General features: G+C 59.8%; 19 protein-coding genes. 12 read left to right on the forward strand and 7 right to left on the reverse strand.

Annotated elements, in window-relative coordinates:
- Positions 1–153: 153 nt before the first annotated feature.
- Together AB4O12_RS07765 and AB4O12_RS07770 are read right to left on the reverse strand one after the other, a co-directional pair.
- Positions 154–903 carry a hypothetical protein gene (locus AB4O12_RS07765; protein ID WP_460061188.1) on the reverse strand — a complete coding sequence of 250 codons (750 nt, stop codon included), beginning with the start codon at positions 901–903 and terminating at the stop codon, positions 154–156.
- Positions 860–2,731 carry a hypothetical protein gene (locus AB4O12_RS07770; RefSeq protein WP_460061190.1) on the reverse strand — a complete coding sequence of 624 codons (1,872 nt, stop codon included), beginning with the start codon at positions 2,729–2,731 and terminating at the stop codon, positions 860–862. The genes AB4O12_RS07765 and AB4O12_RS07770 overlap by 44 nt, the downstream gene beginning before the upstream one ends.
- 445 nt (positions 2,732–3,176) lie before the next feature.
- On the opposite strand from AB4O12_RS07770, the gene AB4O12_RS07775 reads away from it, so the two are divergent.
- Positions 3,177–3,695, forward strand: coding sequence for a GNAT family N-acetyltransferase (locus tag AB4O12_RS07775; RefSeq protein ID WP_460061192.1), 519 nt, complete (start codon positions 3,177–3,179; stop codon positions 3,693–3,695).
- Position 3,696: 1 nt separating this feature from the next.
- Here the strand turns inward: AB4O12_RS07775 and AB4O12_RS07780 are convergent, their stop codons facing one another.
- The gene (locus AB4O12_RS07780) at positions 3,697–4,389 is read right to left on the reverse strand and encodes an aspartate/glutamate racemase family protein (protein WP_460061194.1); all 693 of its coding nucleotides are present in this window, start codon (positions 4,387–4,389) and stop codon (positions 3,697–3,699) included.
- A gap of 197 nt (positions 4,390–4,586) precedes the next feature.
- Here AB4O12_RS07780 and AB4O12_RS07785 point away from each other — a divergent pair, with 197 nt between their 5' ends.
- The 10 genes from AB4O12_RS07785 to AB4O12_RS07830 all read left to right on the forward strand — a co-directional run bounded on the left by AB4O12_RS07785 (position 4,587) and on the right by AB4O12_RS07830 (position 20,809).
- Entirely contained in the window at positions 4,587–5,078 is a 492-nt protein-coding gene (locus AB4O12_RS07785) for a hypothetical protein (RefSeq protein WP_460061196.1), read from the forward strand.
- 430 nt (positions 5,079–5,508) lie between these two features.
- Positions 5,509–6,483 (forward strand): hypothetical protein, encoded by a 975-nt coding sequence (locus AB4O12_RS07790; RefSeq protein WP_460061198.1) that lies wholly within the window; start codon positions 5,509–5,511, stop codon positions 6,481–6,483.
- Between the two features lie 129 nt (positions 6,484–6,612).
- The gene (locus AB4O12_RS07795) at positions 6,613–7,290 is read left to right on the forward strand and encodes a DUF3313 domain-containing protein (protein ID WP_071172345.1); all 678 of its coding nucleotides are present in this window, start codon (positions 6,613–6,615) and stop codon (positions 7,288–7,290) included.
- 288 nt (positions 7,291–7,578) lie between these two features.
- On the forward strand, positions 7,579–8,079 hold the full coding sequence (gene tpx, locus AB4O12_RS07800) for a thiol peroxidase (RefSeq protein ID WP_076563099.1): 501 nt from the start codon (positions 7,579–7,581) through the stop codon (positions 8,077–8,079).
- Between the two features lie 174 nt (positions 8,080–8,253).
- Positions 8,254–9,558: an MdtA/MuxA family multidrug efflux RND transporter periplasmic adaptor subunit gene (locus AB4O12_RS07805; protein ID WP_125916191.1), complete on the forward strand. Its 1,305-nt coding sequence runs from the start codon at positions 8,254–8,256 to the stop codon at positions 9,556–9,558.
- Entirely contained in the window at positions 9,555–12,656 is a 3,102-nt protein-coding gene (locus tag AB4O12_RS07810) for an MdtB/MuxB family multidrug efflux RND transporter permease subunit (protein WP_460061201.1), read from the forward strand. The genes AB4O12_RS07805 and AB4O12_RS07810 overlap by 4 nt, the downstream gene beginning before the upstream one ends.
- Before the next feature lie 136 nt (positions 12,657–12,792).
- Positions 12,793–15,900 carry an efflux RND transporter permease subunit gene (locus tag AB4O12_RS07815; RefSeq protein ID WP_460061204.1) on the forward strand — a complete coding sequence of 1,036 codons (3,108 nt, stop codon included), beginning with the start codon at positions 12,793–12,795 and terminating at the stop codon, positions 15,898–15,900.
- Entirely contained in the window at positions 15,897–17,366 is a 1,470-nt protein-coding gene (locus tag AB4O12_RS07820) for an efflux transporter outer membrane subunit (RefSeq protein WP_041480998.1), read from the forward strand. The genes AB4O12_RS07815 and AB4O12_RS07820 overlap by 4 nt, the downstream gene beginning before the upstream one ends.
- Before the next feature lie 436 nt (positions 17,367–17,802).
- Positions 17,803–19,884: a putative bifunctional diguanylate cyclase/phosphodiesterase gene (locus AB4O12_RS07825; RefSeq protein WP_353187725.1), complete on the forward strand. Its 2,082-nt coding sequence runs from the start codon at positions 17,803–17,805 to the stop codon at positions 19,882–19,884.
- Between the two features lie 178 nt (positions 19,885–20,062).
- Positions 20,063–20,809: an SDR family oxidoreductase gene (locus AB4O12_RS07830; RefSeq protein WP_024012870.1), complete on the forward strand. Its 747-nt coding sequence runs from the start codon at positions 20,063–20,065 to the stop codon at positions 20,807–20,809.
- Positions 20,810–20,940: 131 nt separating this feature from the next.
- On the opposite strand, the gene mapR is transcribed toward AB4O12_RS07830, so the two are convergent.
- The 3 genes from mapR to AB4O12_RS07845 form a co-directional block, all read right to left on the reverse strand.
- Complete coding sequence (mapR, locus tag AB4O12_RS07835) at positions 20,941–22,350, reverse strand: GntR family transcriptional regulator MpaR (RefSeq protein ID WP_041480995.1); 1,410 nt, start codon at positions 22,348–22,350, stop codon at positions 20,941–20,943.
- Between the two features lie 370 nt (positions 22,351–22,720).
- Positions 22,721–24,151, reverse strand: a complete 1,431-nt coding sequence (gene ccoG, locus AB4O12_RS07840) for a cytochrome c oxidase accessory protein CcoG (protein WP_252878124.1) — start codon at positions 24,149–24,151, stop codon at positions 22,721–22,723.
- Between the two features lie 195 nt (positions 24,152–24,346).
- Positions 24,347–24,595 (reverse strand): DUF3203 family protein, encoded by a 249-nt coding sequence (locus tag AB4O12_RS07845; protein ID WP_056785796.1) that lies wholly within the window; start codon positions 24,593–24,595, stop codon positions 24,347–24,349.
- Between the two features lie 121 nt (positions 24,596–24,716).
- On the opposite strand from AB4O12_RS07845, the gene AB4O12_RS07850 reads away from it, so the two are divergent.
- Positions 24,717–25,229, forward strand: a complete 513-nt coding sequence (locus AB4O12_RS07850; RefSeq protein ID WP_056785798.1) for an MgtC/SapB family protein — start codon at positions 24,717–24,719, stop codon at positions 25,227–25,229.
- 70 nt (positions 25,230–25,299) lie between these two features.
- Here the strand turns inward: AB4O12_RS07850 and AB4O12_RS07855 are convergent, their stop codons facing one another.
- Positions 25,300–25,458, reverse strand: a complete 159-nt coding sequence (locus tag AB4O12_RS07855; RefSeq protein WP_162999838.1) for a hypothetical protein — start codon at positions 25,456–25,458, stop codon at positions 25,300–25,302.
- Between the last annotated feature and the right edge of the window lie 106 nt (positions 25,459–25,564).

The raw sequence follows: 25,564 nt of genomic DNA on the forward strand, positions 1-25,564 counted from the left end.
CAGAAGAAAAGCCTCGATCACGCCCTGCTATTTAAATCTCTCGTCAAATAAATCCGTCCTCTTTGTGTAGGCCCCTTTGTGCACGCTTTGTGCAAATCGACCTACCAGTCGAAACCAGGTAGTTAAACTCTCTGTTTGAAACGTTGTGTAACTTTAGATCCTAGCCACACAGACTGCTGTGTAAGTGAAAGGGGAAGAGGCACCTGTTGACGCGTTTGTGAAATTAGTGCGGGCCCATGTGAATCGAACCATGTCAGAGCTTATATATCCCCAAAAGTAATTGGCTTCGTAAAGCGGTCTGTATTTAACGTTAAGTAGTGCAATCTCGCCCAAGGTGCTCGGAAACGGACTGCCCCCCACGCGCGCGATCCAAGCACTGGCCGCAGCGTGTGTAAAGTTGGTGCCGCCAATTAAAACCGTTTGCACGTTGCTTACTACGACAGGGATTTCTTTAAGTTGTCCGCTAGCGTCAGATACGATCACTTTAGCTGCACCATTCCCGATTGAACGAATCATGCCGTTGCCGTCCACAGATACAACGTTGGGCATGCTCGACCTGTAGGTGTACGGTGCTTGCCCGCCTGTCGCCGCCCGGGTCGCGGTTGTATCTGGGAAATCGTTTCCAGTTAATGCCCAGCCAAGCGCGGCATGGTCGACGACGTAATTTCTCCCTGAGAGATGTACGGGTGATATGTCGACCAATAGCGGTGGAACAACTTTTAGAGTTCTTGGGATGGAAACTTTTCCACTACCATACATTGCCTTGACTTTATAGCTGTGATTTCCTGCGGTCAGATCTTCACTGTATTTCCAAACGCCTTCGTGGTTCACCGGGACTTTGATTCTGAACTCTTCTTTATCAGATACCTCGACCCATTGATCTTTCGAGGCCAAGCCTTGCATTGCTACTGAAGTGTCTGCAGGTAGTTCCACCTTCTTCAATTTCGGCGTTACTTGGCAATCCTTTCACCGAATCAATCGTCGGGGCAACTTCAGCTGCCACAGTAAAACTCCGCGCGCCAGAATCCACCTCACCACTGTGATACAACGATCTCGCAAATAACCGGTGCTTCCCTTCAGCAACAGTTACTTCCCGTGTCCAGATCCCCGTCTGCGGGTCGGCCGTCGCTCGCCCTTTGGCAACAGTGCCCGAGCCATCATCATCGAACACCTCAATCTCCAGTCCCTTACTCGCAGTCCCCGACAACGTTAAGCTAGTGCTGACCGTCCATCCCCCTTCCAGAACTTCCTCACCGTTCGAGTCCAATACCCTGTCCAGTGTCGGCACAACCAGTTCTACAGACTTGATCGTGTAAACCCGATCCGGAAATTTCACTGCGTTCGTTTCGATATTGCTCTTGTCCAGCGCCACCAGGTATTTAAGCGTCAGCGTCGTGCCATGCCCCAATTGAACGAGATAACTGTTTGCCAGTGTCTGTGGCCAGAAACCCTGGTTGATCCAAGTGCTGTTGACTCTAGCTGGCAACCCAGCCCAGAGAGTCAAGTCATGTGCAGTGCCGTCCGCCTTCTTGCCCTCTAGCCGCAGCCAGCAGGGCTGTTCGGCTTCAATCAAGGTATGCAGCAGCGCATGAATGGTTGCGTTTTTGGTGCCAAGCGCCGTTATGTCGAGAAAATTGTTGGCATCGGCCTCGACAATTTTCGGGGAGTTCAAGGCGGTTGCCGGCAGCGGCAGAATGTCCAGCAGCAACACAGCCGACTCCACGGGTTTGTCGTCGCGGTCGATAAAATAACTGACTGCAACCCGTTGGCCCAGGCTGTAGGCGAGCACCGAGCGCGGTACCGCAATCTCCAGGCCGGCACTGACCAGCCGAGGCGGGCTTGGGTAGGAGCCTTCAGGGACAGCCGTCGCGCCTTGCCAGTTCACCCACAACGTGTCGGTGGGCAGTAACGAACCCTGCGGTACTAGGACTCTGATTTCCGGAGTGGTCGGACTGAACTGATTGCCGTTCATGCCACGGACGGTGGGTGCCAGCAGAGAAAGGCGACCGAGGTGAATGTCCACGCGCTTTTCACCTGACATGACGGCATTGCCCAATTGGTCAAATACTCTGAATTCCGCCACAGCATTCGGATTGTCACCGGCACGCTGGAAGGTATCGGTGAACAGCGTCAGGTTGACCGGGGCCGGCGCGTCGGGCACGTCGAAGCGCACGGTGGTATCGCCGAGCGCAAAAACGATGGAGTCGAAGTGGCGTCGGTTGGTGTAAGTAAACGCAAATGTCACACCTCGTGCGGCGAGCTCCGGCCCCACGCCTTCATGTTCTACATCCGGCGGAATGATCAGATCCAGAGATTCCGGCAGACGCAAATGGTAGAGGGCTAGCGTGTCCCGAGACGATTCATCGTTACCTCCTACGCGCGTGACCTTGTAATACAGGCGATTGACGCCCTGATTGAGCCAGCCGTGGGGCAAGTACAAGCGCACCCGCTGTTGTTCTTCGCCCGGGGCAACGGTCTTGCCCGTTGCGGGAGTAGGGTTGTCGTTGACGTACAGATCGACGCGGTCATCAGCGGCCATGGTCCAGGAAGCGAGCTGCATTTCCGTCCACGGATCTATCAGACATTCCAGACCCTGCGTCTCGCCATCGTAAAGCACCTTGGGAATCCCGCCTTGGGCAATGCCCTGCGGCTTCACCGGTGTGACCCAGCCCCTGATGATGACCGGATACAAGACAAACAATTCGTTGAAAATCGAAGACTGGATATCCATGGAAGCGCTCCCTGAGAATTTTGCCGTGCCGTGCCGTGCATTGAATGGGATCCATCTCACTCCAGTTTGAAAAAAAGCACACCTGTCAGATCTGACAGGTACAGGCGGTATTCAGACGAGCGGTCGAGCCGGCTCTTGTTTGCGCGGTTGTTGTGGGAGCGAGCCAGCCTGCGAATTTGTCGTAATGTTCGGTTGCAATGCTGACTGCTCCGACGCTTTCGCGAGCTGGCTCGCTCCCACAGGAATCTTCAGTGCTCACAGGGGTTGTGCCCGGGCTGGATCAAAATGTGGGAGCGAGCCTGCTCGCGAATGCAATCTGCCAGTCGAGGCTTCAGTGACTGGCCAACCGCCTTCGCGAGCAGGCTCGCCCCCACCATTGCCGCTCGCCAGATTGCAGATCAGCGGTTTAGAGTGACCAGCCACACGCTGATCACGGACCGATCCCATGTCAGACCCAACCTCCACGATCCATCTCGAACGCTCCAACGAATCCCACCTCGAGGGTATCACCGCGCTTTACAACGACCCCGTCGTTGCACGGCAAGTGCTGCAAATGCCGTTTCAATCCACCGAGGTCTGGCGCCAGCGACTTCAGGCTGATAACGAACGTGCGCTGAAACTGGTTGCCCTGGACCAAGGCGTGGTGATCGGAAATCTCGGTCTGGAAGCTTATTCACGCATGCGCCGCGCCCACGCCGGCAGTTTCGGCATGGCAGTCGGGGCGGCTTGGCAGGGCAAGGGCGTCGGTTCGATGTTGTTGGCGGCGGCGCTGGAGGTCGCCGATAACTGGATGAATCTGCACCGCGTCGAACTCACGGTGTACGCCGATAACGAGGCAGCCATCGGCCTTTACCGCAAGTTCGGTTTCGAGGCCGAAGGGCTGTTGCGTGATTACGCGGTGCGCGACGGGCAGTGGGTCGACACCCTGAGCATGGCCCGTCTACGCAATAGCCCGAAAGCCTGAGTCAGTCGCCCAGTGCGAACGCCACTGCCGACTGCGCATGCAGCTCGGTAGTGTCGAGCAGGGGCAGGGCGCTGTGTTCGGGTTTGATCAGCAGACCGATTTCGGTGCAGCCGAGGATGATTGCCTGGGCGCCACGGGCGGTCAGGGACTGGATGACGCCTTGATAGATTTCTCGCGATTGTTCGCTGATCACACCCACGCAGAGTTCGTCGTAGATGATCCGGTGCACCTCTTTGCGCTCGGCTTCATCCGGCACCAGTACGGTCAGGCCTTGGGCAATCAGACGTTGCTTGAGAAAGTCCTGCTCCATGGTGAACGCGGTGCCGAGCAACCCGACGGTGAGCGCGTCGATTTCCAGTGCAGCCTGCGCGGCGGGTTCGGCAATGTGCAAAAACGGAATGCTGATCGCCGCCTGAATCTGCTCGGCGACCTTGTGCATGGTGTTGGTACACAGCACCACGCATTCTGCGCCGCCAGCTTCGAGCCTGCGCGCGGCATCCACCAGAATCGCCGCTGCATCGTCCCAGCGCCCGGCGTGCTGGGCCTGTTCGACCGGACCGAAATCGACGCTGTACATCAGCAACTGCGCCGAGCGCAACGGGCCGAGGCGCTCGCGAACCTGTTGGTTGATCAGGCGATAGTATTCGGCGCTGGACTCCCAGCTCATGCCGCCGATAAGGCCGATGGTGCGCATTGGATTTCCTCAAGCAAATGTCAGTGTCGAGCATTCAGGGCTGCCTGAAGTTTCCTTCTGTTCGAGACTCGACGCCAGTACCGACTGACTGTACCGCCGATCTTTCCCGCAACTGTGCATCTGCAAGAACTAAACGTACGCCGCGCCGGGGATCTGCCACTATCACCCTTCGCAGGTCCTTTCCGAGGAACACCGCAATGAACGACATACAGCAACTGGGCGAAATGCTTCGCCACTATGCCGAAAGCGAAGCGCACAAGAAGCAACTGTTCACCACGCAATCGGCTGCTTGGGCGGCTCGAATTGGCGCGCTGTTCGACGAGATCGAGCAATGGCTTGAACCGGTCAAGGCGCCGAATCTGCTGGAGGTCAGTCGCGAGGCGTATGTCGCGTTCGGGCCGAGCATGCCGGTGGAAACCTCGACGTTCAAGACGGAAAAATTGAGCATTGTGATTGCCGGCAAACCGGTGGAATTTGTGCCGGATGTGATGGGCAGCGGCGGGCAGATTTCTTTGGCAGTGATGGGGCTGACGGCGGCGCGGTACGGGAGTATTTCGCTGGTTGGCCTGGCGGATGGCGCATGGCAGTGGCGTAAGACCAATGGCTTGAAGGATCCGGATACGTTTGCCTTCGACGCCGATTTCCTTGCTCAGCAATTGCAGAGCCTGATACCTCGCGATCGCGGTTAAGATCAAAAGCTTACCCCCTCACCCCCAGCCCTCTCCCCCAAGGGGGCGAGGGGGAAAGGGGGCAGACCGAGTGATGTTCAAAACTTGAGCTCGACGCGATATTTCAGGTCGACGTGAGTCCTACAAACACTTCGGTCAGTCCCCTCTCCCTCTGGGAGAGGGCTAGGGTGAGGGCAGCCCGCCGCCAGCCACAAAAACATCACGCCCAGCGCATCAAAAAGCATCTCCATCACCTGAGCCCTCAAGCAATCTGAGCATGACGCCGGGCCAGCGCCACATCCGCAGGAGGAGTGAGGCGTAGACCGGGGAAACCCTTAGGTTCGGTGCCAATCCGGTATTTTCCCTTGGGTCACTGATGGCCTTTTGGTAGAGTCGCCGTCGCCAGCGGGTTTTCGGCTGGGCGATGGAACCGAAGAAGGGAGTCTGATCAGTGAGTCCGGGTAAAAAAATCCTCGGTCTCACGGCGTCGCTTTTGCTGCTGACGCTGTGGGCCAGTTACTTTTATGTATTCAAGGAAAACCGCAACGGCCAGCTCGGCGGTGTCGGCGAAAGCACCGCGTGGTGCGGCACGCCGCCGACCAGTGAAGCGGCGTTGCTGGGCAAGGATCAACTGACCTTGCGCGTCACCAACAACCTGCGCGGCGAATTCATGGTTGGCGGCTCGCTGGTGGTTTCCGAACGAACCTTCCACCGCTACGACCTGGGCCGCAACGAACTGCGCCTGCGTCTGGAACCGTTGCAGTGGTCTTTCGGCGTCACGCCGATCTTCCTCGAGCAGGTCAAGGTGCAGCCGCTGAGCCGCAACCTCTCGTCGACCAATAAAAGCGCCTTCGCCGAACTTGAGCCTCGCGCAATCGGCGTGCACGCTCAGACTGCCGCGTTCCCCTTCGATACCTATCGCTACGGCTATAAACCGGTGCTGTATTACCTCAAGGGCAGCGAGCGCATCGACTTGCGCTTCAAGAACATCACCACGCTGATGGAGATGTCCAACACCTTTACGCCGATCCAGAAGTACAACCGCGCCGACTACATCAACGAGAAAAACTCGATGATCCGCGATGAGGACTACAAGCCGTACGGGGCGCATGAGTGCGCGTTCAGCGTCGAACGCAAAGGCTCGTTCAAGGTCGTGGTGCTGTTGCTTCTGCTGGTGCTGTGCCTGCCACTGATGCTGGTGTTCTACCGCGATGAACCGGGGATCGACTTTCTCGCGACGCTGGTGGGAATTGCGGTGGTGCGTACATTGCTGATCGGGCCGGTGGAAGATTTCCAGCTATACAACATCGACTTCTTGTTTGGTGCGGCGATTCTGCTGGTGGGAACGGTATCGCTGATCAAGGCGATGCGCGCCAATAGCCGGCGAGAGATGGCGTTGCGCAGTGGCGAGACATCGTCCTGGTAATACCGGTTGGCGAGGCACACGCGCTGTCGGATGTGAACTTTGCAATTGGCCATCGCATTTGCCGGGGTTTTGGCTATACCTGTATCTCCCCTATGCAAAATGTCTTGGCCTTCTCAAAGGAATTACAGCATGAAGCTAGCCGTCGTGATGGGCACGCTGTGCATTGCCACCCTTGGCGTGGTGGGTTGTTCCAGCAAAACCGTCGAGCCTGACCAGTATTCCGGCTTTCTCAAGGATTACAGCCAGCTGAAGGAGGCCAAGTCACCCTCTGGTGCCGAGGTGATGCGCTGGATGGACCCGAAACTCGACATCAATAAATTCACCAGCGTTTACGTAGAGCCAAGCCAGCTCTACCCGAAGCCGCAAGCCACCGAGAAAATCCCCCAGCAGACTCTCAATGGCATAACCAGTTATTACGATCAGGCGCTCAAGCGCGAACTCGGCAAATCGCTGCCGTTGGCCGCAGGTCCCGGGCCGGGCGTAATTGTGGTGCGTCCGGCGATTACCGCAGTCAGCAGCAAGACCGAAGGCCTGCAAGTCTATGAAGTGATCCCGATCGCACTGGTCGCCGCAGCGGTAAGTACGGCCTCTGGCATCCGCGACCAGGAAACCACGCTGGCCACCGAAGCGGTATTCATGGACGGCGCGACCAATCATGTCATCGCGCAGGTGGTGCGCAAAGGTACCGGCAAACCGCTGGAAAACTCTTCCCAGGTGATGAAAGCCGACGACATGAAAGCGGTGATCGATGGCTGGGCAAGCGATCTGCATCAGTCGTATCTGAAACTCAAATCTGAAGCCAAATGATGCAGTAAGGCTGGTTGCCTTTTCGCGAGCAGGCTCGCTCCCACACTGGACACGTATTCAGTGTGGGAGTGAGCCTGCTCGCATTTCGGTGTATCAGTTTCGAATATGCGGCCTGACACAACCCTTTCGCTAGCAGGCTCACCCCCACAGGGAAGCTGCGGTGGGTTGTATACAATGTCACCGTTCAGCACCCAACAATTTCAAACAGGGCATAGGTCGTCAGCCGATTTCGTGGTTAACTTCCGCCTCTTGCATGCTTTCCAATCAAAAAACAGAAGGACTCAAGTCATGGCTCAAGTCACCCTCAAAGGCAATCCGGTTCAAGTCAACGGCCAGTTGCCACAAGCCGGTTCCAAGGCGCCAGCCTTTTCCCTGGTAGCCGGCAATCTGTCCGACGTCACCCTGCAAGACTTCGCCGGCAAGCGCAAAGTCCTGAACATCTTCCCAAGCGTCGACACCCCGACCTGCGCCACCTCCGTGCGCAAATTCAACGCCCAGGCCAACGACATCAGCAACACCGTGGTGCTGTGCATCTCCGCTGACCTGCCGTTCGCCCAGGCGCGCTTCTGCGGCGCCGAAGGTCTGGAAAACGTACAGAACCTGTCGACCCTGCGCGGCAGCGAGTTCATCGAAAACTATGGCGTGGCCATTGCTGACGGCCCGCTGAAAGGCCTGACCGCTCGCGCCGTTGTGGTGCTGGACGAAAACGACACCGTTCTGCACAGCGAACTGGTCAAGGAAATCGCCGAAGAGCCTAACTACGAAGCGGCACTGTCCGTTCTCAAGTAAGACTTTTACAATTGTTAACGGCCTGGCCCTGTCCAGGCCGTTTTCATTTGTGTATCAGGGTTTTGCCTCACACCTTGAAACGTAAGTGGAAGGTAAATTGCCGGTAAAGCTGCTTTGCTTAAATCGACTCAGTGCTTATCGTTCAGCCTCCCGTAATAGAAGCCCACGCGCCCAATGGTCAATAACTCCATGCAATCGTCCCCCCGCAAATCCCGTCGCTGGCTGATCAGCCTGCTGGTCCTGTTGGTCATCGCTGTCCTGTGCTGGAAATTCTGGCCCACCGGCTCTGCTGACAAGGCGGGCGGCGACAAAGCGGCCGCTGGGCATACCGGGCGCTCGGGAATGATGCGGCCTGGCTTCGGCGGCGGTACCGGGCCGATTCCGGTGCGTGTGGCGCCGGCGGTGAAGGGCGACTTCCCGCTGTATTACAAGGCGCTGGGCACGGTCACCGCGCTGAACACCATCAATGTTCGCAGCCGCGTGGGCGGCGAGCTGGTAAAGATTCATTTCGAAGAAGGGCAGATGGTCAAGGCGGGCGACCTGTTGGCCGAGATCGATCCGCGTCCTTACCAGAACGCTTTGCTCCAGGCCGAAGGCACGTTGCTGCAGAATCAGGCGCAACTGAAAAACGCTCAGGTGGACGTCGAGCGTTACCGCGGCCTGTACAAAGAAGACAGCATCGCCAAACAGACCCTCGACACCGCCGAAGCGCTGGTTGGCCAGTACCTGGGCACGGTCAAGACCAATCAGGCGGCGGTCAACGACGCCAAGCTCAATCTCGAATTCACCAAGATCCGCGCGCCGATTGCCGGTCGCGTCGGTCTGCGTCAGGTCGACGTCGGCAACCTCGTCGCCGCTAATGACACGACGTTCCTCGCAGTGATCACCCAGACGCAACCGATCAGCGTTGCCTTCACCTTGCCGGAGAACAGCCTCGACACCGTGCTCGCGCGTTACCGCAGCGGAGCTAAACTGCCTGCCGAAGCGTGGGATCGGGGCGACACCAAGCTGCAGGCTACCGGTGTGCTGCAAAGCCTCGACAACCAGATCGACGTCGCTACCGGCACCCTCAAGTTCAAGGCCCGTTACGATAACCGCGACCAGTCGCTGTTCCCCAATCAGTTCGTCAATGTTCATTTGCTGGCCGACACGCTCAAAGGTGTAGTGCTGGCACCGTCGGCAGCGATTCAGTTCGGCACCAATGGCACCTTTGTCTATGCGCTGGACGGCGACAAGAAAGTTACCATTCGCCAACTGAAAATCGGTGCCAGTGACGGTGACAACACCGTGGTCACCGAAGGCCTCGCCGCGGGTGATCGCGTGGTGCTCGAAGGCACCGATCGCCTGAAGGAGGGCAGCGAAGTCGAAGTGGTCAATGACAGCAGCGAAGTGCCGACCTCGCCGACCGAACACCTGCAAGGCAAATCTGCCGCCAATCCCGATGCGACCACAGCCGATAAGGCCAAGAAGGGCGCATGAACATTTCGCGGCTGTTCATCCTCCGTCCGGTAGCCACCACCCTGAGCATGCTGGCCATTGTCCTGGCCGGCCTGATCGCTTATCGCCTGCTGCCGGTTTCGGCCTTGCCGCAGGTCGATTATCCGACCATCCGCGTCATGACCCTGTACCCCGGCGCCAGTCCGGACGTGATGACCAGCGCCGTCACCGCGCCGCTTGAACGCCAGTTCGGGCAGATGCCGGGCCTCACACAAATGGCCTCGACCAGCTCCGGCGGCGCTTCGGTGCTGACGCTGCGTTTCAGCCTCGACATCAACATGGACGTCGCCGAACAGCAGGTGCAGGCCGCGATCAACGCGGCGACCAACCTGTTGCCCACCGACCTGCCGGCACCGCCGGTGTACAACAAGGTCAACCCGGCGGACACGCCTGTTCTGACCTTGGCCATCACCTCGAAAACCATGCTGCTGCCCAAGCTCAATGACTTGGTCGATACGCGCATGGCGCAGAAAATCGCCCAGATCAGCGGCGTCGGCATGGTCAGCATTGCCGGCGGTCAGCGTCAAGCCGTGCGGATCAAAGTCAACCCCGAAGCGCTGGCGGCCAACAGCCTCAATCTGTCGGACGTGCGCACGCTGATCGGCGCCTCCAACGTCAACCAGCCGAAAGGCAACTTCGATGGCCCGACCCGGGTGTCGATGCTCGATGCCAACGACCAACTGACCTCGTCCGAGGACTACGCCAACCTCATCCTGACCTACAAGAACGGCGCACCGTTGCGGCTCAAGGACGTCGCGGAAATCGTCGATGGCGCCGAGAACGAGCGTCTGGCCGCGTGGGCCAACCAGAATCAGGCGGTGTTGCTGAACATCCAGCGACAGCCCGGCGCCAACGTTATCGAAGTGGTCGACCGCATCAAGGCCTTGCTGCCAAGCATCACCGACAACCTGCCGGCCGGCCTCGACGTCACGGTGCTGACGGATCGCACCCAGACCATCCGTGCCTCGGTCACCGACGTGCAACACGAACTGCTGATCGCTATCGCGCTGGTGGTCATGGTCACGTTCCTGTTTCTGCGCCGCGCCAGTGCGACGATCATCCCGTCAGTGGCCGTGCCGCTGTCGCTGATCGGCACCTTCGGCGTGATGTACCTCGCCGGGTTCTCGGTGAACAACCTGACCCTGATGGCGCTGACCATTGCCACCGGCTTCGTGGTCGACGACGCCATCGTCATGCTCGAGAACATTTCGCGCTTCATCGAAGAGGGTGACAGCCCGATGCAGGCCGCGCTCAAGGGCGCGAAACAGATCGGCTTCACCCTGATTTCCCTGACCCTGTCGCTGATCGCCGTACTGATTCCGCTGCTGTTCATGGCCGACGTGGTAGGGCGCCTGTTCCGCGAGTTCGCCATTACCCTGGCGGTGGCGATCCTGATTTCCCTGGTGGTGTCGCTGACCCTGACGCCGATGATGTGCGCGCGCCTGCTCAAGCGTGAACCGCAAGAACACGAGCAAGGCCGTTTCTACCGCGCCAGCGGTGCGTTCATCGACTGGATGATCAAGGAATACGGGCGGATGCTGCGCTGGGTGCTCAAGCATCAGCCGCTGACCTTGCTGGTCGCCATCGGCACGCTGGCGTTGACCGTATTCCTTTACGTGATCGTGCCGAAGGGTTTCTTTCCGGTGCAGGACACCGGGGTGATTCAGGGCATTTCCGAGGCGCCGCAGTCGATTTCCTTCGCGGCGATGGGCGAGCGGCAGCAGCAACTGGCCAAGATCATCCTCGAAGATCCGGCGGTGCAGAGCCTGTCGTCCTACATTGGCGTCGACGGCGACAACGCTACGCTCAACAGCGGCCGCTTGCTGATCAACCTCAAGCCCCATGGCGAGCGCGATCTGACGGCCAGTGAAGTGATTTCCCGCCTGCAACCGCAACTGGACAAACTGGTCGGCATTCGTCTGTTCATGCAGCCGGTGCAGGATCTGACCATCGAGGACCGGGTCAGCCGCACCCAGTACCAGTTCAGCATGTCCTCGCCGGACTCCGAATTGCTCAGCCAGTGGAGTGGCCGTCTGGTCGAAGCCCTGGCCCAGCGTCCGGAGTTGACCGACGTTGCCAGTGATCTGCAGGACAAAGGCTTGCAGGTCTATCTGGTGATCGACCGCGACGCCGCATCGCGCCTTGGCGTGTCGGTGGCGAATATCACCGATGCGCTGTACGACGCCTTCGGCCAGCGGCAGATTTCGACTATTTATACTCAGGCCAGCCAGTACCGCGTGGTGCTGCAAGCCCAGGCCGGGGAGAAGATCGGCCCGCAGGCGCTGGATCAGATTCACGTCAAGACCACCGACGGCGCGCAGGTACGCCTGTCGAGTCTGGCGCATGTTGAAGAGCGTCAGGCGCAATTGGCGATCACTCACATCGGCCAGTTCCCGGCGGTGATGATGTCGTTCAACCTCGCGCCGGGCGTGGCGTTGGGGCATGCCGTGGACATCATCGAGCAGGTGCAGCAGGACATCGGCATGCCGGTCGGCGTGCAGACTCAGTTCCGGGGCGCGGCGCAGGCGTTCCAGGCTTCGCTGTCGAGTACCTTGCTGCTGATCCTGGCGGCGGTGGTGACCATGTACATCGTCCTCGGTGTGCTCTACGAGAGCTACATCCATCCGATCACCATTCTCTCGACCTTGCCATCGGCAGCGGTCGGCGCCTTGCTGGCGTTGCTGCTCAGTGGCAACGATTTGGGCATGATCGCGATCATCGGCATCATCCTGCTGATCGGTATCGTCAAGAAGAACGCGATCATGATGATCGACTTCGCCCTCGACGCTGAACGCACCCAGGGCATGGCCCCGGCGGAGGCGATCTATCAAGCGGCGTTGCTGCGCTTCCGGCCGATTCTGATGACCACGCTGGCGGCGTTGTTCGGCGCAGTGCCGCTGATGCTGGCCACGGGGTCTGGCGCGGAACTGCGTCAGCCGTTGGGTCTGGTGATGGTCGGCGGCTTGTTGGTGAGCCAGGTGTTGACGCTGTTCACCACGCCGGTGATTTACCTGTACTTCGACCGCCTCGGAAGGCGCTTTGGCAAATCCAAAGCCGAAGGTGAAGAGGTCGCGGTATGACTGTCGGAATATATCTCCCCTGTGGGAGCGAGCCTGCTCGCGAAAGCGGGAGGTCAGTCACTGCCAAAGTTGAAGGTAAGGGCGCATTCGCGAGCAGGCTCGCTCCCACAGAGGTATGCGGGGAGAACAAGAGTCGATGAACCTATCCGGCCCTTTCATCAAACGCCCCGTGGCAACCATGCTGCTCTCCCTGGCAATCATGTTGCTCGGTGGGGTCAGCTTCGGGCTGTTGCCGGTATCGCCGTTGCCGCAGATGGATTTCCCGGTGATTGTCGTCCAGGCCAGTCTGCCGGGCGCCAGTCCCGAGGTGATGGCTTCGACGGTGGCGACGCCGCTGGAGCGGTCGTTCGGTGCGATTGCCGGTGTCAACACCATGAGCAGCCGCTCCAGTCAGGGTTCGACGCGGGTGATTCTGCAGTTTGACCTCGACCGCGACATCAACGGCGCGGCGCGGGAAGTGCAGGCGGCGATCAACGCCTCGCGCAATCTGCTGCCGAGCGGGATGCGCAGCATGCCGACGTATAAAAAGGTCAATCCGTCGCAGGCGCCGATCATGGTGCTGTCGCTGACTTCGGATGTGCTGGAAAAAGGCCAGCTCTACGACCTGGCCTCGACCATCCTCTCGCAAAGCCTGTCGCAAGTGCAGGGCGTCGGTGAAGTACAGATCGGTGGCAGTTCGCTGCCGGCGGTGCGCATCGAACTCGAACCGCAGGCGCTGAACCAGTACGGCGTGGCCCTCGACGATGTGCGCAAGACCATCGCCGACGCTAACGTGCGCCGGCCCAAGGGCTCGGTCGAGGACGGCGAGCGCCTGTGGCAGATCCAGGCCAACGACCAGTTGGAGAAAGCCAAGGATTACGAGTCGCTGATCATTCACTACGCCGATGGCGCCGCGTTGCGTCTCAAGGACGTGGCGAAAGTCAGCGATGGCGTCGAAGACCGCTACAACAGCGGTTTCTTCAACGACGATGCGGCGGTGCTACTGGTGATCAACCGTCAGGCCGGCGCCAACATCATCGAGACGGTCAACGAGATCAAGGCGCAGTTGCCGGCGCTGCAAGCGGTGCTGCCGGCCAGCGTCAAACTCAATCTGGCCATGGATCGCTCGCCAGTGATCAAGGCCACGCTGCACGAAGCCGAAATGACCTTGCTGATCGCCGTCGCTCTGGTGGTGCTGGTTGTGTATCTGTTTCTGGGTAACTTCCGCGCCTCGCTGATCCCGACGCTGGCGGTGCCGGTGTCGCTGGTCGGTACCTTTGCGGTGATGTACCTGTACGGGTTCTCGCTGAACAACCTGTCGCTGATGGCTCTGATTCTCGCCACAGGTCTTGTGGTGGACGACGCCATCGTGGTGTTGGAGAACATTTCCCGGCATATCGACGAAGGCGTCAAGCCGATGCAGGCCGCGTACCTCGGCGCCAAGGAAGTCGGTTTTACCCTGCTGTCGATGAACGTTTCGCTGGTGGCGGTGTTCCTGTCGATCCTGTTCATGGGCGGGCTGGTCGAGAGCTTGTTTCGCGAATTTTCCATCACCCTGGCGGCGGCAATCGTGGTGTCGCTCGTGGTTTCCCTGACGCTGACGCCAATGCTCTGCGCGCGCTGGCTCAAGCCGCACACGCCGGGCCAGGAAAACCGCCTGCAACGCTGGAGCCACAAGACCAACGACTGGATGGTCGGCAAATACGCCACCAGCCTCGACTGGGTATTGCGTCATCGCCGTCTGACCTTGTTCAGTCTGCTGCTCACTGTTGGCGTCAACATTGCGCTGTATGTGGTGGTGCCGAAAACCTTCCTGCCGCAGCAGGACACCGGCCAGTTGATCGGTTTCGTGCGTGGCGACGACGGTCTGTCGTTCAACGTCATGCAGCCGAAAATGGAAACCTTCCGCCGCGCCGTGCTCAAGGACGAAGCGGTGGAAAGCGTGGCCGGCTTCATTGGTGGTAACAACGGCACCAACAACGCCTTCATGATCGTGCGCCTGAAACCGATCAAGGAGCGCCAGCTGTCGGCACAGAAAGTCATCGAGCGTCTGCGCAAGGAAATGCCCAAGGTGCCCGGGGCGCAGTTGATGCTGATGGCCGACCAGGACCTGCAATTTGGCGGCGGCCGCGAGCAGACCAGTTCGCAATACACCTACATCCTGCAAAGCGGCGACCTCGCTGAATTGCGCAAGTGGTTCCCGAAAGTGGTCACCGCGTTGCGCGCCTTGCCCGAGCTGACCGCCATCGATGCCCGCGAAGGTGCCGGGGCGCAGCAGGTGACACTGATTGTCGACCGGGATCAGGCCAAGCGCCTGGGGGTCGACATGAACATGGTCACCGCCGTGCTCAACAACGCTTACAGCCAGCGGCAGATTTCGACGATCTACGACAGCCTCAACCAGTATCAGGTGGTGATGGAGGTCAATCCGAAATACGCCCAGGATCCGGTGACGCTCAAGCAGGTCGAGGTGATTACCGCTGACGGTGCGCGCGTGCCGCTGTCGACGTTCGCCCATTACGAAAACAGCCTGGAAAACGACCGGGTCAGTCATGAAGGCCAGTTCGCGTCCGAAAGCATTTCCTTTGACATGGCCGAAGGCGTGACCGTGGAGCAGGGTAGCGCCGCCATCGAACGAGCGATCGCCAAGGTCGGTTTGCCGGAGGATGTAATCGCGAAAATGGCCGGCACCGCTGACGCCTTCGCCGCCACGCAGAAGAGCCAGCCGTTCATGATCCTCGGTGCATTGCTGGCGGTGTATCTGGTGCTCGGTGTGCTGTATGAAAGCTACATCCACCCGCTGACCATTCTCTCGACCTTGCCCTCGGCCGGGGTTGGCGCGTTGCTGTCGATCTATGCGCTGGGCGGCGAGTTCAGCCTGATTTCCCTGCTGGGGATATTCCTGCTGATCGGCGTGGTGAAAAAGAACGCCATTCTGATGATCGATCTGGCGCTGCAATTGGAGCGGCATGAGGGCCTGTCGCCCTCGGAGTCGATCCGCAGCGCCTGTCTGCAACGCTTGCGGCCGATCCTGATGACCACGCTGGCGGCGATCCTCGGCGCCTTGCCGTTGCTGCTCGGCCGCGCCGAGGGTGCGGAAATGCGCCAGCCGCTGGGCCTGACCATCATTGGCGGCCTGGTGTTCAGCCAGGTCCTGACCCTCTACACCACCCCGGTGGTTTACCTTTATCTCGACAAGCTGCGCCATCGCTTCAACAAATGGCGTGGCGTGCGTACTGATGCCGCTCTGGAAACTCCGCTATGACTGACCGTTCGCTTATCCAATTGGCCACCGTCCGCGGCTCGCGCCTATTGAGCCTGTCGCTGTGCGTGGCGCTGCTCAGCGCTTGCGCAGTCGGCCCGGACTACCAGCGCCCGCAAACTGCCGAAATCGCTCAGTTCAAGGAAGCCGAAGGCTGGCGTCAGGCCAATCCCAGCGACTCGCTGGCCCGGGGCGCCTGGTGGGAGTTGTACGGCGATCGGCAGCTCAACGCCTTGGTGGAAAAACTCAACAGCTCCAACCAGACCGTCGCCCAGTCCGAAGCGCAGTTTCGTCAGGCGCAGGCTTTGGTGCGCAGTGCACGCGGGGCGTTTTACCCCAGTGTCGACCTGAGTCTGGGCAAGAACCGCTCCAGTCAGGGCACCGGCAGCAGCAGTTCGAGCCTGAGCAGTTCCTCAAGCGGTATTCGTGATACCTACACCGCGCAACTGGGCGTCAGTTGGGAAGCCGATGTCTGGGGCAAGCTGCGCCGTGGGCTGGAGGCGGATGAGGCCAACGCCCAGGCGAGTTTTGCCGATCTGGCGGCGATGCGTCTGAGTCAGCAGTCGGAGCTGGTGCAGAACTACCTGCAACTGCGCGTCATCGATCAGCAGAAGCGTTTGCTTGAAGCCACGGTTGCCGCTTACGAGCGATCACTGAAGATGACGCAGAACCAGTACCGCGCCGGGGTTTCCGGGCGCGATGCGGTGGCGCAGGCGCAAACCCAGTTGAAAAGCACCCAGGCCGATCTGGTCGATCTGATCTGGCAGCGCGCACAGTTTGAAAACGCCATTGCCGTGCTCACTGGCGAAGCCCCGGCCAACTTCAGCATCGCCGAAACCCAGAACATCCCGAATTTGCCGCAAGTGCCGTTGAGCCTGCCTTCGCAATTGCTCGAACGCCGTCCTGACATCGCTTCGGCAGAGCGCTCTGTGATCGCCGCCAACGCCAATGTCGGCGTGGCGAAGGCCGCGTATTACCCGGACCTGACCCTGAGCCTGAGCGGCGGCTACAGCAGCAGTACCTCGAAAAACCTGATCAGCCTGCCGAACCGTTTCTGGTCGGTCGGCCCGCAGCTTTCTCTGCCGCTGTTCGACGGCGGCATTCGTTCGGCCGAGGTTGACCGCAGCGAGGCGGCCTATGACGAAACCGTCGCGCGCTACCGCCAGACCGTGCTCGACGGTTTTCGCGAAGTGGAAAACTACCTGGTCCAGCTCAAGGTGTATGAAGACGAAGCGGCAGTGCGCCAGGAAGCGCTGGATGCTGCCCGCGATTCCCTGCGCCTGACGGAAAACCAGTACAAGGCCGGGCTGATTGCCTATATCGACGTGGTCGTGGTGCAAGCCACGGCGCTGAGCAACGAACGCAGTGTGCTGAATATTCTGCAGAACCGACTGATCGCCAGCGTGCAACTGATCGCCGCACTGGGCGGCGGCTGGGACGGCCAACTCGACGTCAGCGACAACCGCTGAACCTGTGGGAGCGAGCCTGCTCGCGAAAGTGGTGGGTCAGGCAGCTACGATGGTGGCTGTGCCGACGCTTTCGCGAGCAGGCTCGCTCCCACAGGGATTCGCGTTCGAATGGTGCGGGGTGGCTGGACGCTGAAAAATTGTGGGAGCGAGCCTGCTCGCGAAAGTGGTGGGTCAGGCAACTACGATGGTGGCTGTGCCGACGCCTTCGCGAGCGGGCTCGCTCCCACAGGGATTTGTGTCTGGCGTGAGATCGCTTTCACAAGGTGTGCTTAAAGCCCGCCACAGAGCCTTGTAGGACGATCGAACAAGCGTTTCATCGGCTTGATGGCAATTTGGTTACTTTGTCAGTGCGTTCTTCCGCGCAATCAGTACAATCGCCGCATTTGCCCGACCGAGAATGGAAGCAGTACGGTTTCGGCTTGTCACGAGAACGTCCATGCTCATCGGCAGCTACTCCTTCACCCTGGTTTTCATTTCGTTGTGCGTGGCCATTCTGGCTTCCTACACGGCGCTCGATCTCACCGGACGCATTGCCACGGCTAAAGGCCGGGCCGTGCATTTCTGGACGGCGGGCGGGGCGTTGGCGATGGGCGTTGGCGTCTGGTCGATGCATTTCATCGGCATGCTCGCCTTCAAATTGCCGATCGACCTGGGCTACGACTTCGCCCTCACTGCGCTGTCGCTGCTGATCGCGGTGCTGTCCTGCGGTTTCGCCTTGTGGCTGGTCAGCCAACCAAAACTGCCGCTGGCGCAACTGGCTTTCGGTGCGCTGATCATGGGTTCGGGCATCAGCGCCATGCACTACACCGGCATGGCCGCGCTGCGCATGACACCGGGCATCGATTACGACCCGACCCTGTTCAGTGCCTCCCTGCTGATCGCCGTCGGCGCCTCGGCAGCGGCATTGTGGATTGCCTTTCGCCTGCGTCAGCACTCGCCCTATGTGCGGCTGATTCGTGCCGGCGCGGCGGTGATCATGGGGGTGGCGATTGTCGGCATGCACTACACCGGCATGGCTGCTGCGCAATTTCCTGACGGCAGTTTCTGCGGCGCGACGCTCAATGGTTTAAAAGGCAACGGCCTCGATAGCCTGGTCGTGGTCACCACGTTGGCGGTGCTGTCGATTGCCTTGTTGACCTCGATTCTCGATGCCCGCCTCGAAGCGCGCACTGCTGATCTGGCGCACTCGCTGACGTTGGCCAACCGCGAACTCACCCAACTGGCCCTGCACGATCCGCTGACCAGTCTGCCCAACCGCATGCTGCTCGACGACCGCATCAATCAGGCGATCAAAAAGGTGCAAGAGCAGGGTGGCTGCTTCGCCTTGATGTTCATCGACCTCGACGGCTTCAAACCGGTCAACGACGCATTCGGCCATCACATGGGCGACCAATTGCTGCGCGAGGTCGGCGCACGTCTGCGTGAAGATTTGCGCAGCCAGGACACTCTTGCGCGGATCGGCGGCGATGAGTTCGTTCTGCTGGTGCGTTTGAGCGAGCCCAATGACGCCTTGAGCCTGGCCGCGCGTCAGGTCAGCCTGATCGGTCGCACGTTCCGCGTCGCTGAACATGATCTGCAGATTTCCGCCAGCGTCGGCATTGCCCTCTACCCGGGCAACGGTGAAAACGCCCAGGAACTGCTGATGAACGCCGACGCCGCGATGTACCACGCCAAGGGCGGCGGCAAGAATGGCTACAGCTTCTTCGATGCGTCGATGAACACCAACGCGCGCAAACAGTTGCAACTGTTACAGGACCTGCGCGCGGCCATCGAGCACAACCAGTTCTGCCTGCATTACCAGCCCAAATTCGACGCCGCCAATGGCCGTCCGGTCGGTGCTGAAGCGCTGCTGCGTTGGAAGCATCCGCTGCATGGCATGCTGATGCCGGATAAATTCATCGATCTGGCGGAGAAAACCGGGCTGATCATTCCAATGGGCGAATGGGTGCTCAACGAAGCCTGCCGGCAGATGCGCGAATGGTACGTGCTCGGTTACACCGACTGGCGCATTGCCGTAAACCTCTCGGCCTTGCAGTTCTGCCATGCCGGGCTGGTGCAAAGCGTGGCCAAGGCGCTGGCAACCCACCACTTGCCGGCCAACAGCCTGACTCTGGAAATCACCGAAACCACGGCCATGAGCGACGCCGATGCGAGCATGACCGTGCTGCAAGAGCTGTCGGACATGGGTGTCGACCTGTCGATCGACGACTTCGGCACCGGTTATTCCAGCCTGATGTACCTCAAGCGCCTGCCGGCCAATGAGCTGAAGATCGACCGCGGTTTCGTCCGCGATCTAGAGCATGACAGCGATGATGCTGCAATCGTCTCGGCGATCGTTGCGCTGGGGCAGGCCCTGGATTTGCGGATTGTCGCCGAAGGTGTCGAAACCGGCGCGCAACAGGATTTCCTGACCAAACTGGGCTGTGACTCGCTGCAGGGCTATCTGCTCGGCCATCCGATGCCGGCGGAGCGCTTCATGCAGGACATCGTGCGTGGGCAACGGCTGGCGGTGGTCTGAGATACCGAGTCATCGTTCTTCGCGAGCAGGCTCGCTCCCACAGGTGATCGCATTCCCTTGTGGGAGCGAGCCTGCTCGCGAAGGCGCTTGTGCAAACACCATAGAACTCATGCAAAAGCCATGAATGGCAGTTATTCTTGGCCCCGACTGTTACGTGTGCACGTGGGGGAAGGCCAGCATGGATAAAGTCATTGTCATCACCGGGGGCGGGCGCGGAATCGGCGCGGCTACGGCATTGCTGGCAGCCGAACAGGGCTACCGGATCTGCATCAACTATCAGTCGGATGAGCAGGCCGCACACAGCGTACTCGAACAGGTTCGAGCCTTGGGCGCGCAGGCCATCGCGGTTCGCGCCGATGTCAGCATCGAAGACGAAGTGATCGCGATGTTTCAGCGCGTCGACGCCGAACTGGGTCGGGTTACCGCGCTGGTCAACAACGCCGGCACCGTCGGACAGAAATCGCGGGTCGATGAGATGTCCGAATTCCGCATCCTCAAAATCATGAAAACCAACGTGCTGGCGCCGATCCTCTGCGCCAAGCACGCGATCCTGCGCATGTCGCCCAAACACGGCGGGCAGGGGGGCAGCATCGTCAACGTCTCCTCGGTCGCGGCACGCCTCGGTTCGCCGAACGAGTACGTTGATTACGCCGCATCCAAGGGTGCGCTCGACACCTTCACTATCGGTCTGTCGAAAGAAGTCGCGGGTGAGGGCATTCGCGTCAATGCCGTGCGTCCGGGCTACATCTATACCGACTTCCATGCGCTGAGCGGCGACCCGGATCGGGTCAGCAAGCTCGAATCGGCGATTCCCATGGCCCGGGGCGGGCGGCCGGATGAAGTGGCGGAGGCGATTGTCTGGCTGCTGTCGGACAAGGCATCGTATGCGACCGGGACGTTTGTTGATTTGGGGGGTGGGCGGTAAACCGGTGGGTTTGCAGTGTTAAAACCGGCCTCTTCGCGAGCAGGCTCGCTCCCACAGTGGATTTGTGAATACAGACCCCATGTGGGAGCGAGCCTGCTCGCGAAGGGGCCAGTCCAGACAACATCTATCCCTCAGAACGACCGCACAATCCGCCCCAACGTCTCCATGGCCTTTTCCGATTCCTCGGTCCAGGGGCTGCCGTAATTCAACCGAATGCAATTCCTGAAGCGCTGGGTCGGCGAGAATATCGGCCCCGGCGCGATGCTGATGCCTTGTGCCAGTGCCATCTGAAACAGCTTCAGCGAATCCATCTGCTCCGGCAATTCCAGCCACAGAAAGTAGCCGCCCGCCGGTTGGCTGACCCGGGTCTGCGCCGGAAAGTAGCGGGCAATCGCCGCGAGCATCGCGCTCTGTTGTTCTTCCAGGGCATAACGCAGTTTGCGCAGATGCCGATCGTAGCCGCCGTGTTGCAGATAATCGGCGATAGCCGCTTGCGCCGGCATCGAAGCGCACAGCGAGGTCATCAGCTTCAGCCGTTCGATTTTCTGCGCAAAACGCCCGGCCGCCACCCAGCCGATGCGATAACCGGGCGCGAGACTTTTGGCGAACGAGCCGCAATGCATGACCAATCCTTCGGTATCAAAAGCCTTGGCCGGTTTTGGCGCCTGTTGCCCGTAATAAAGCTCGGCGTAGACGTCGTCTTCGATCAACGGCACCTGATGCTGACGCAGCAGTTCGACCAGTTCCTGTTTCTTCGCCTCGGGCACAGTCGCGCCCATCGGATTCTGGAAACTGGTCATGCACCAGCAGGCCTTGATCGGGTGACGTTCGAGGGTTTGCGCGAGCACACCGAGATCGATGCCGTCACGCGGATGCACGGGTATTTCCACGGCTTTTAGCTTCAAGCGTTCGAGCACTTGCAGGCTGGCGTAGAACGCCGGGGCCTCGATGGCCACCAGATCACCGGGCTCGGTCACCGCTTGCAGGCACAGGTTCAACGCTTCGAGCGCGCCGTTGGTGATGAGCAATTCTTCCATCGGCAACATCAGCCCGCCGACCATGTAGCGCAGGGCAATCTGTCGGCGCAGTTGCGGATTGCCCGGCGACATATCGGTGACGACCATGCGCGGGTCCATCTCCCGCGCGGCGCTGGCCAGGGAGCGCGACAGGCGTTGCAGCGGGAACAGCGTCGGGCTGGGGAAGGCCGAGCCGAATGGCACGGTGTTGGGGTCTTTGATCGAATCGAGTACCGAGAACACCAACTCGCTGACGTCGACTTCAGTGGATTCGTTGACCTGGCTGCTGATTACCGGCTCGGAGAATGTGCTCGGCGTATGGGCGTTGACGAAGTAACCGGAGCGCGGCCGGGCGCGGATCAGGCCGCGGCGTTCGAGCAGGTAATAGGCCTGGAACACCGTGGACGGGCTGACGCCGTAGGTCTGGCTGGCGTAGCGCACCGACGGCACCCGCTGGCCGGGGCCGAGGACGCCGGAGCGGATCAGTTCAGCGATGTCGTCGGCGAATTTTTCGTAGCGTTTCATCGGTGGGCCTTGGTGGACTTGATTTTGTGGGGTGTCAGGGAAGGAGCCCTCACCCTAGCCCTCTCCCAGAGGGAGAGGGGCTGATTGGGGGATGCTGATGAAATATGCCGGCCTGACAGTGCTTTGCCGAATCCATAATCGACTCGGTCTTTCAGGTCGATGCATAGCGACAGACACCTCGGTTGGCTCCCCTCTCCCCTCCGGGAGAGGGGACTGATTGGGGGATGCTGATGAAATACGCCGGCCTGACAGTGCTTTGCCGAATCCATAATCGACTCGGTCTTTCAGGTCGATGCATAGCGACAGACACCTCGGTCGGCTCCCTCTCCCTCCGGGAGAGGGCTGGGGTGAGGGCAGCAATGCCAAATTCTCAACGATTTATCGGCGCCACAAACCGGCTCTTCGCCACGCTGTAAACCTGCGGCTCGTCACTGTCTTCAATCCTGAAACTCAATGTCTGCGAACTGCTCGCCGGGCGCTCGGTGGTCATCGCCACCGACACCGGCACATCGACAATCTCTCCCGGCGCCAGGCTCAGGGCCGTTTTGCCCTGCAACTCAAACCCGTCGCCATCAACCAGACTCAACCGGTATTCCTGTCGCTGCTGAGTCTTGTTGATCACTTTCAGCGAATAAATATTCTCGATCTGCCCCTGAGCGTTCTCGCGGAACAACCCGCGATCCTTGGTCACGTCCAGCGACACCATCGGCCGCTCGATCAATGCCAGCGCCAACGCTCCGATCATCACCAACAACACCGCCGTATAGCCAATCAAACGCGGACGCAGCAGATGGGTTTTGCCGCCCTGCAATTCGCGCTCGGAACTGTAGCGGATCAGGCCGCGCGGGTAATGCATTTTGTCCATGATCGAATCGCAGGCGTCGATGCACGCTGCGCAGCCGATGCATTCCATTTGCAAGCCATCGCGGATGTCGATGCCGGTCGGGCAGACCTGCACGCACAACTGGCAGTCGATGCAATCACCCAGGCCGGCTTCGACCGGGCGCACATCACGCTTGCGCGGACCACGGTTTTCGCCACGGGCGGCGTCGTAGGCAATGGTCAGCGTGTCCTTGTCGAACATCACACTCTGGAACCGCGCATACGGGCACATGTGCATGCACACTGCCTCACGCAGCCAACCGGCGTTGATGTAGGTGGCGGCGGCGAAGAACAGCACCCAGAACAGACTGACGCCACCGATCTGCAGGGTCAGCAAATCTTCAGCCAGCGGCCGGATCGGGGTGAAGTAGCCGACGAAGGTCAGGCCGGTCATCACGCTGATCGCCAGCCACAACGTGTGCTTGGCGGCGCGCCGCGCCAGTTTGTTCAGGCTCCACGGCGCCGCTTGCAGTTTGATCCGTTGGTTGCGTTCGCCTTCGGTGATCTTCTCGCACCACATGAAGATCCACGTCCACGAACTCTGCGGGCAGGTGTAACCACACCAGACGCGACCGGCAAACACGGTGATGGCGAAGAGTCCGAACGCAGCGATGATCAGCAGCGCCGAGAGCAGAATGAAATCCTGCGGCCAGAACGTCGCGCCAAAGATATGGAATTTGCTCTCCGCCAGATCCCACAGCACCGCCTGCCGACCGCCCCAGTTCAGCCACACGGTGCCGAAGAACAGCAAGAACAGGAACCCGGCACCGCTTATACGCAGGTTGCGGAACAGACCGGTGAAACTGCGGGTGTGGATCTGCTTGTCGGTGGATCCGGCAGTCGCTTTCAGAGGGCGTGCGGGTACGCTTTTTATCGTTGGCGATGCTTCTACGGTTCGGACGGGGATTTGCTCGCTCATGCTCGTTCGCTCATCAGCCTCCATCAGGCCGATGAACTATGGGCGCCGATCTGTTTGCAGAACAGACTCAGGTCTGGCAATAAAAAGCGGATCAGATGAGGTTTGGCGCAATCCCTGCGACAACTTGAAGCATCAGGGTGGGCGCGGCGCAAACGCCTATTGCAGGCGCCTGCGCCGGGTGTTGATCGAGATCAATCAAACCACCGAATCACTGTCATCGGCCTTCAGATGTTTGCGCCCGTCCTTGGCCCCGGCGACGGTCAAGACATCGGCTTCTGCTTCGGTGATGTAGGCGCGTTTGCCTTCGATTTCCACGAACGACATGGCTTTTTCGCTATCGGTCTCGACTGTCAACGTGTCGCAGATACGGATTTCCTCACCATGCTCGACGGTGAAAAAACACACTTTCTGCTCAGGGTTGGATTCATCGATTCGAACGGTCATGGCGGCAGTCCTTTCAAGTGAGGTCTGCACGTTAGGAAACGCAGCGCGCAGTTCGTTCTGCGCAACCGATTAATGGTCGCTGTTGTCCATCGCTTATCAAGCCAATAACAAGGGAAGCACGATGGAAGACTGGTGGGATGAAGTGTGGGCCACGATGCAAGCCGAATTTGCCGATATCGGCGACGCCTCGCAAATGACCCGGATCACCGTACGCCTGCTGATGGCGGCGATTCTCGGCGGGATACTCGGATTTGAGCGCGAGCATAAAGGCAAGGCAGCGGGCGTGCGCACGCACATGCTGGTGGCGTTGGGCGCTGCGCTATTCGTGTTGGTGCCGCAGACCTCGGGCGCAGAATCCGATGCCATGAGTCGGGTCTTGCAGGGTGTGATTGCCGGGATCGGCTTTCTCGGCGCCGGCACCATTCTGAAAAATCAGCAGGGCGACGAGGCCCATGTCAAAGGCCTGACCACGGCGGCGGGCTTATGGATGACGGCGGCGATCGGCGTGGCGGCGGGGCTGGGCAAGGAAGCGACGGCATTGCTCAGTACCATTCTGGCACTGGCGATTTTCAGCGTGATGCCTTACGTGGTGAGAGTGTTCGAAAAGGATGTCGACAAGAATGACCACCTCTGACTTCCCGCCGGCTGATGATCATTGCCTGATCGTTCCCACGCGGAGCGTGGGAACGATCAGGGGGGCAGGGTCAGACGATCACTGGCGGCATCGTACTCGGTGGCTCTTCTTTCGGCGGTGGCGTGGTGCCGGGTGGCTCTTGCTCGGGCACCGGTGGCGGCTCGGTATCCGGCAGGGTGGGTTTGTCGATGTTCGGATCAGGCGTTTCCGCCGGGATCGGGATGTTCATCTGATGACCTCCGTATGGCACATGGCGTGGGACGTGCTTAAGTGAGTTGACCCGGCCACGACAAATTCGATCCGCCGGTTTGTCTTGTTAATTTCATCTGAACTTT

Source organism: Pseudomonas sp. S2_A05 (assembly GCF_054668485.1).

Coding starts and splice junctions, on each gene's coding strand:
- AB4O12_RS07775 (WP_460061192.1), top strand. CDS start 3,177: ATGTCAGACCCAACCTCCACGATCCATCTCGAACGCTCCAACGAATCC.
- AB4O12_RS07815 (WP_460061204.1), top strand. CDS start 12,793: ATGAACCTATCCGGCCCTTTCATCAAACGCCCCGTGGCAACCATGCTG.
- AB4O12_RS07850 (WP_056785798.1), top strand. CDS start 24,717: ATGGAAGACTGGTGGGATGAAGTGTGGGCCACGATGCAAGCCGAATTT.
- tpx (WP_076563099.1), top strand. CDS start 7,579: ATGGCTCAAGTCACCCTCAAAGGCAATCCGGTTCAAGTCAACGGCCAG.
- AB4O12_RS07810 (WP_460061201.1), top strand. CDS start 9,555: ATGAACATTTCGCGGCTGTTCATCCTCCGTCCGGTAGCCACCACCCTG.
- mapR (WP_041480995.1), bottom strand. CDS start 22,350: ATGAAACGCTACGAAAAATTCGCCGACGACATCGCTGAACTGATCCGC.
- ccoG (WP_252878124.1), bottom strand. CDS start 24,151: ATGAGCGAGCAAATCCCCGTCCGAACCGTAGAAGCATCGCCAACGATA.
- AB4O12_RS07780 (WP_460061194.1), bottom strand. CDS start 4,389: ATGCGCACCATCGGCCTTATCGGCGGCATGAGCTGGGAGTCCAGCGCC.
- AB4O12_RS07785 (WP_460061196.1), top strand. CDS start 4,587: ATGAACGACATACAGCAACTGGGCGAAATGCTTCGCCACTATGCCGAA.
- AB4O12_RS07770 (WP_460061190.1), bottom strand. CDS start 2,731: ATGGATATCCAGTCTTCGATTTTCAACGAATTGTTTGTCTTGTATCCG.
- AB4O12_RS07820 (WP_041480998.1), top strand. CDS start 15,897: ATGACTGACCGTTCGCTTATCCAATTGGCCACCGTCCGCGGCTCGCGC.
- AB4O12_RS07830 (WP_024012870.1), top strand. CDS start 20,063: ATGGATAAAGTCATTGTCATCACCGGGGGCGGGCGCGGAATCGGCGCG.
- AB4O12_RS07855 (WP_162999838.1), bottom strand. CDS start 25,458: ATGAACATCCCGATCCCGGCGGAAACGCCTGATCCGAACATCGACAAA.
- AB4O12_RS07795 (WP_071172345.1), top strand. CDS start 6,613: ATGAAGCTAGCCGTCGTGATGGGCACGCTGTGCATTGCCACCCTTGGC.
- AB4O12_RS07765 (WP_460061188.1), bottom strand. CDS start 903: ATGCAAGGCTTGGCCTCGAAAGATCAATGGGTCGAGGTATCTGATAAA.
- AB4O12_RS07805 (WP_125916191.1), top strand. CDS start 8,254: ATGGTCAATAACTCCATGCAATCGTCCCCCCGCAAATCCCGTCGCTGG.
- AB4O12_RS07845 (WP_056785796.1), bottom strand. CDS start 24,595: ATGACCGTTCGAATCGATGAATCCAACCCTGAGCAGAAAGTGTGTTTT.
- AB4O12_RS07825 (WP_353187725.1), top strand. CDS start 17,803: ATGCTCATCGGCAGCTACTCCTTCACCCTGGTTTTCATTTCGTTGTGC.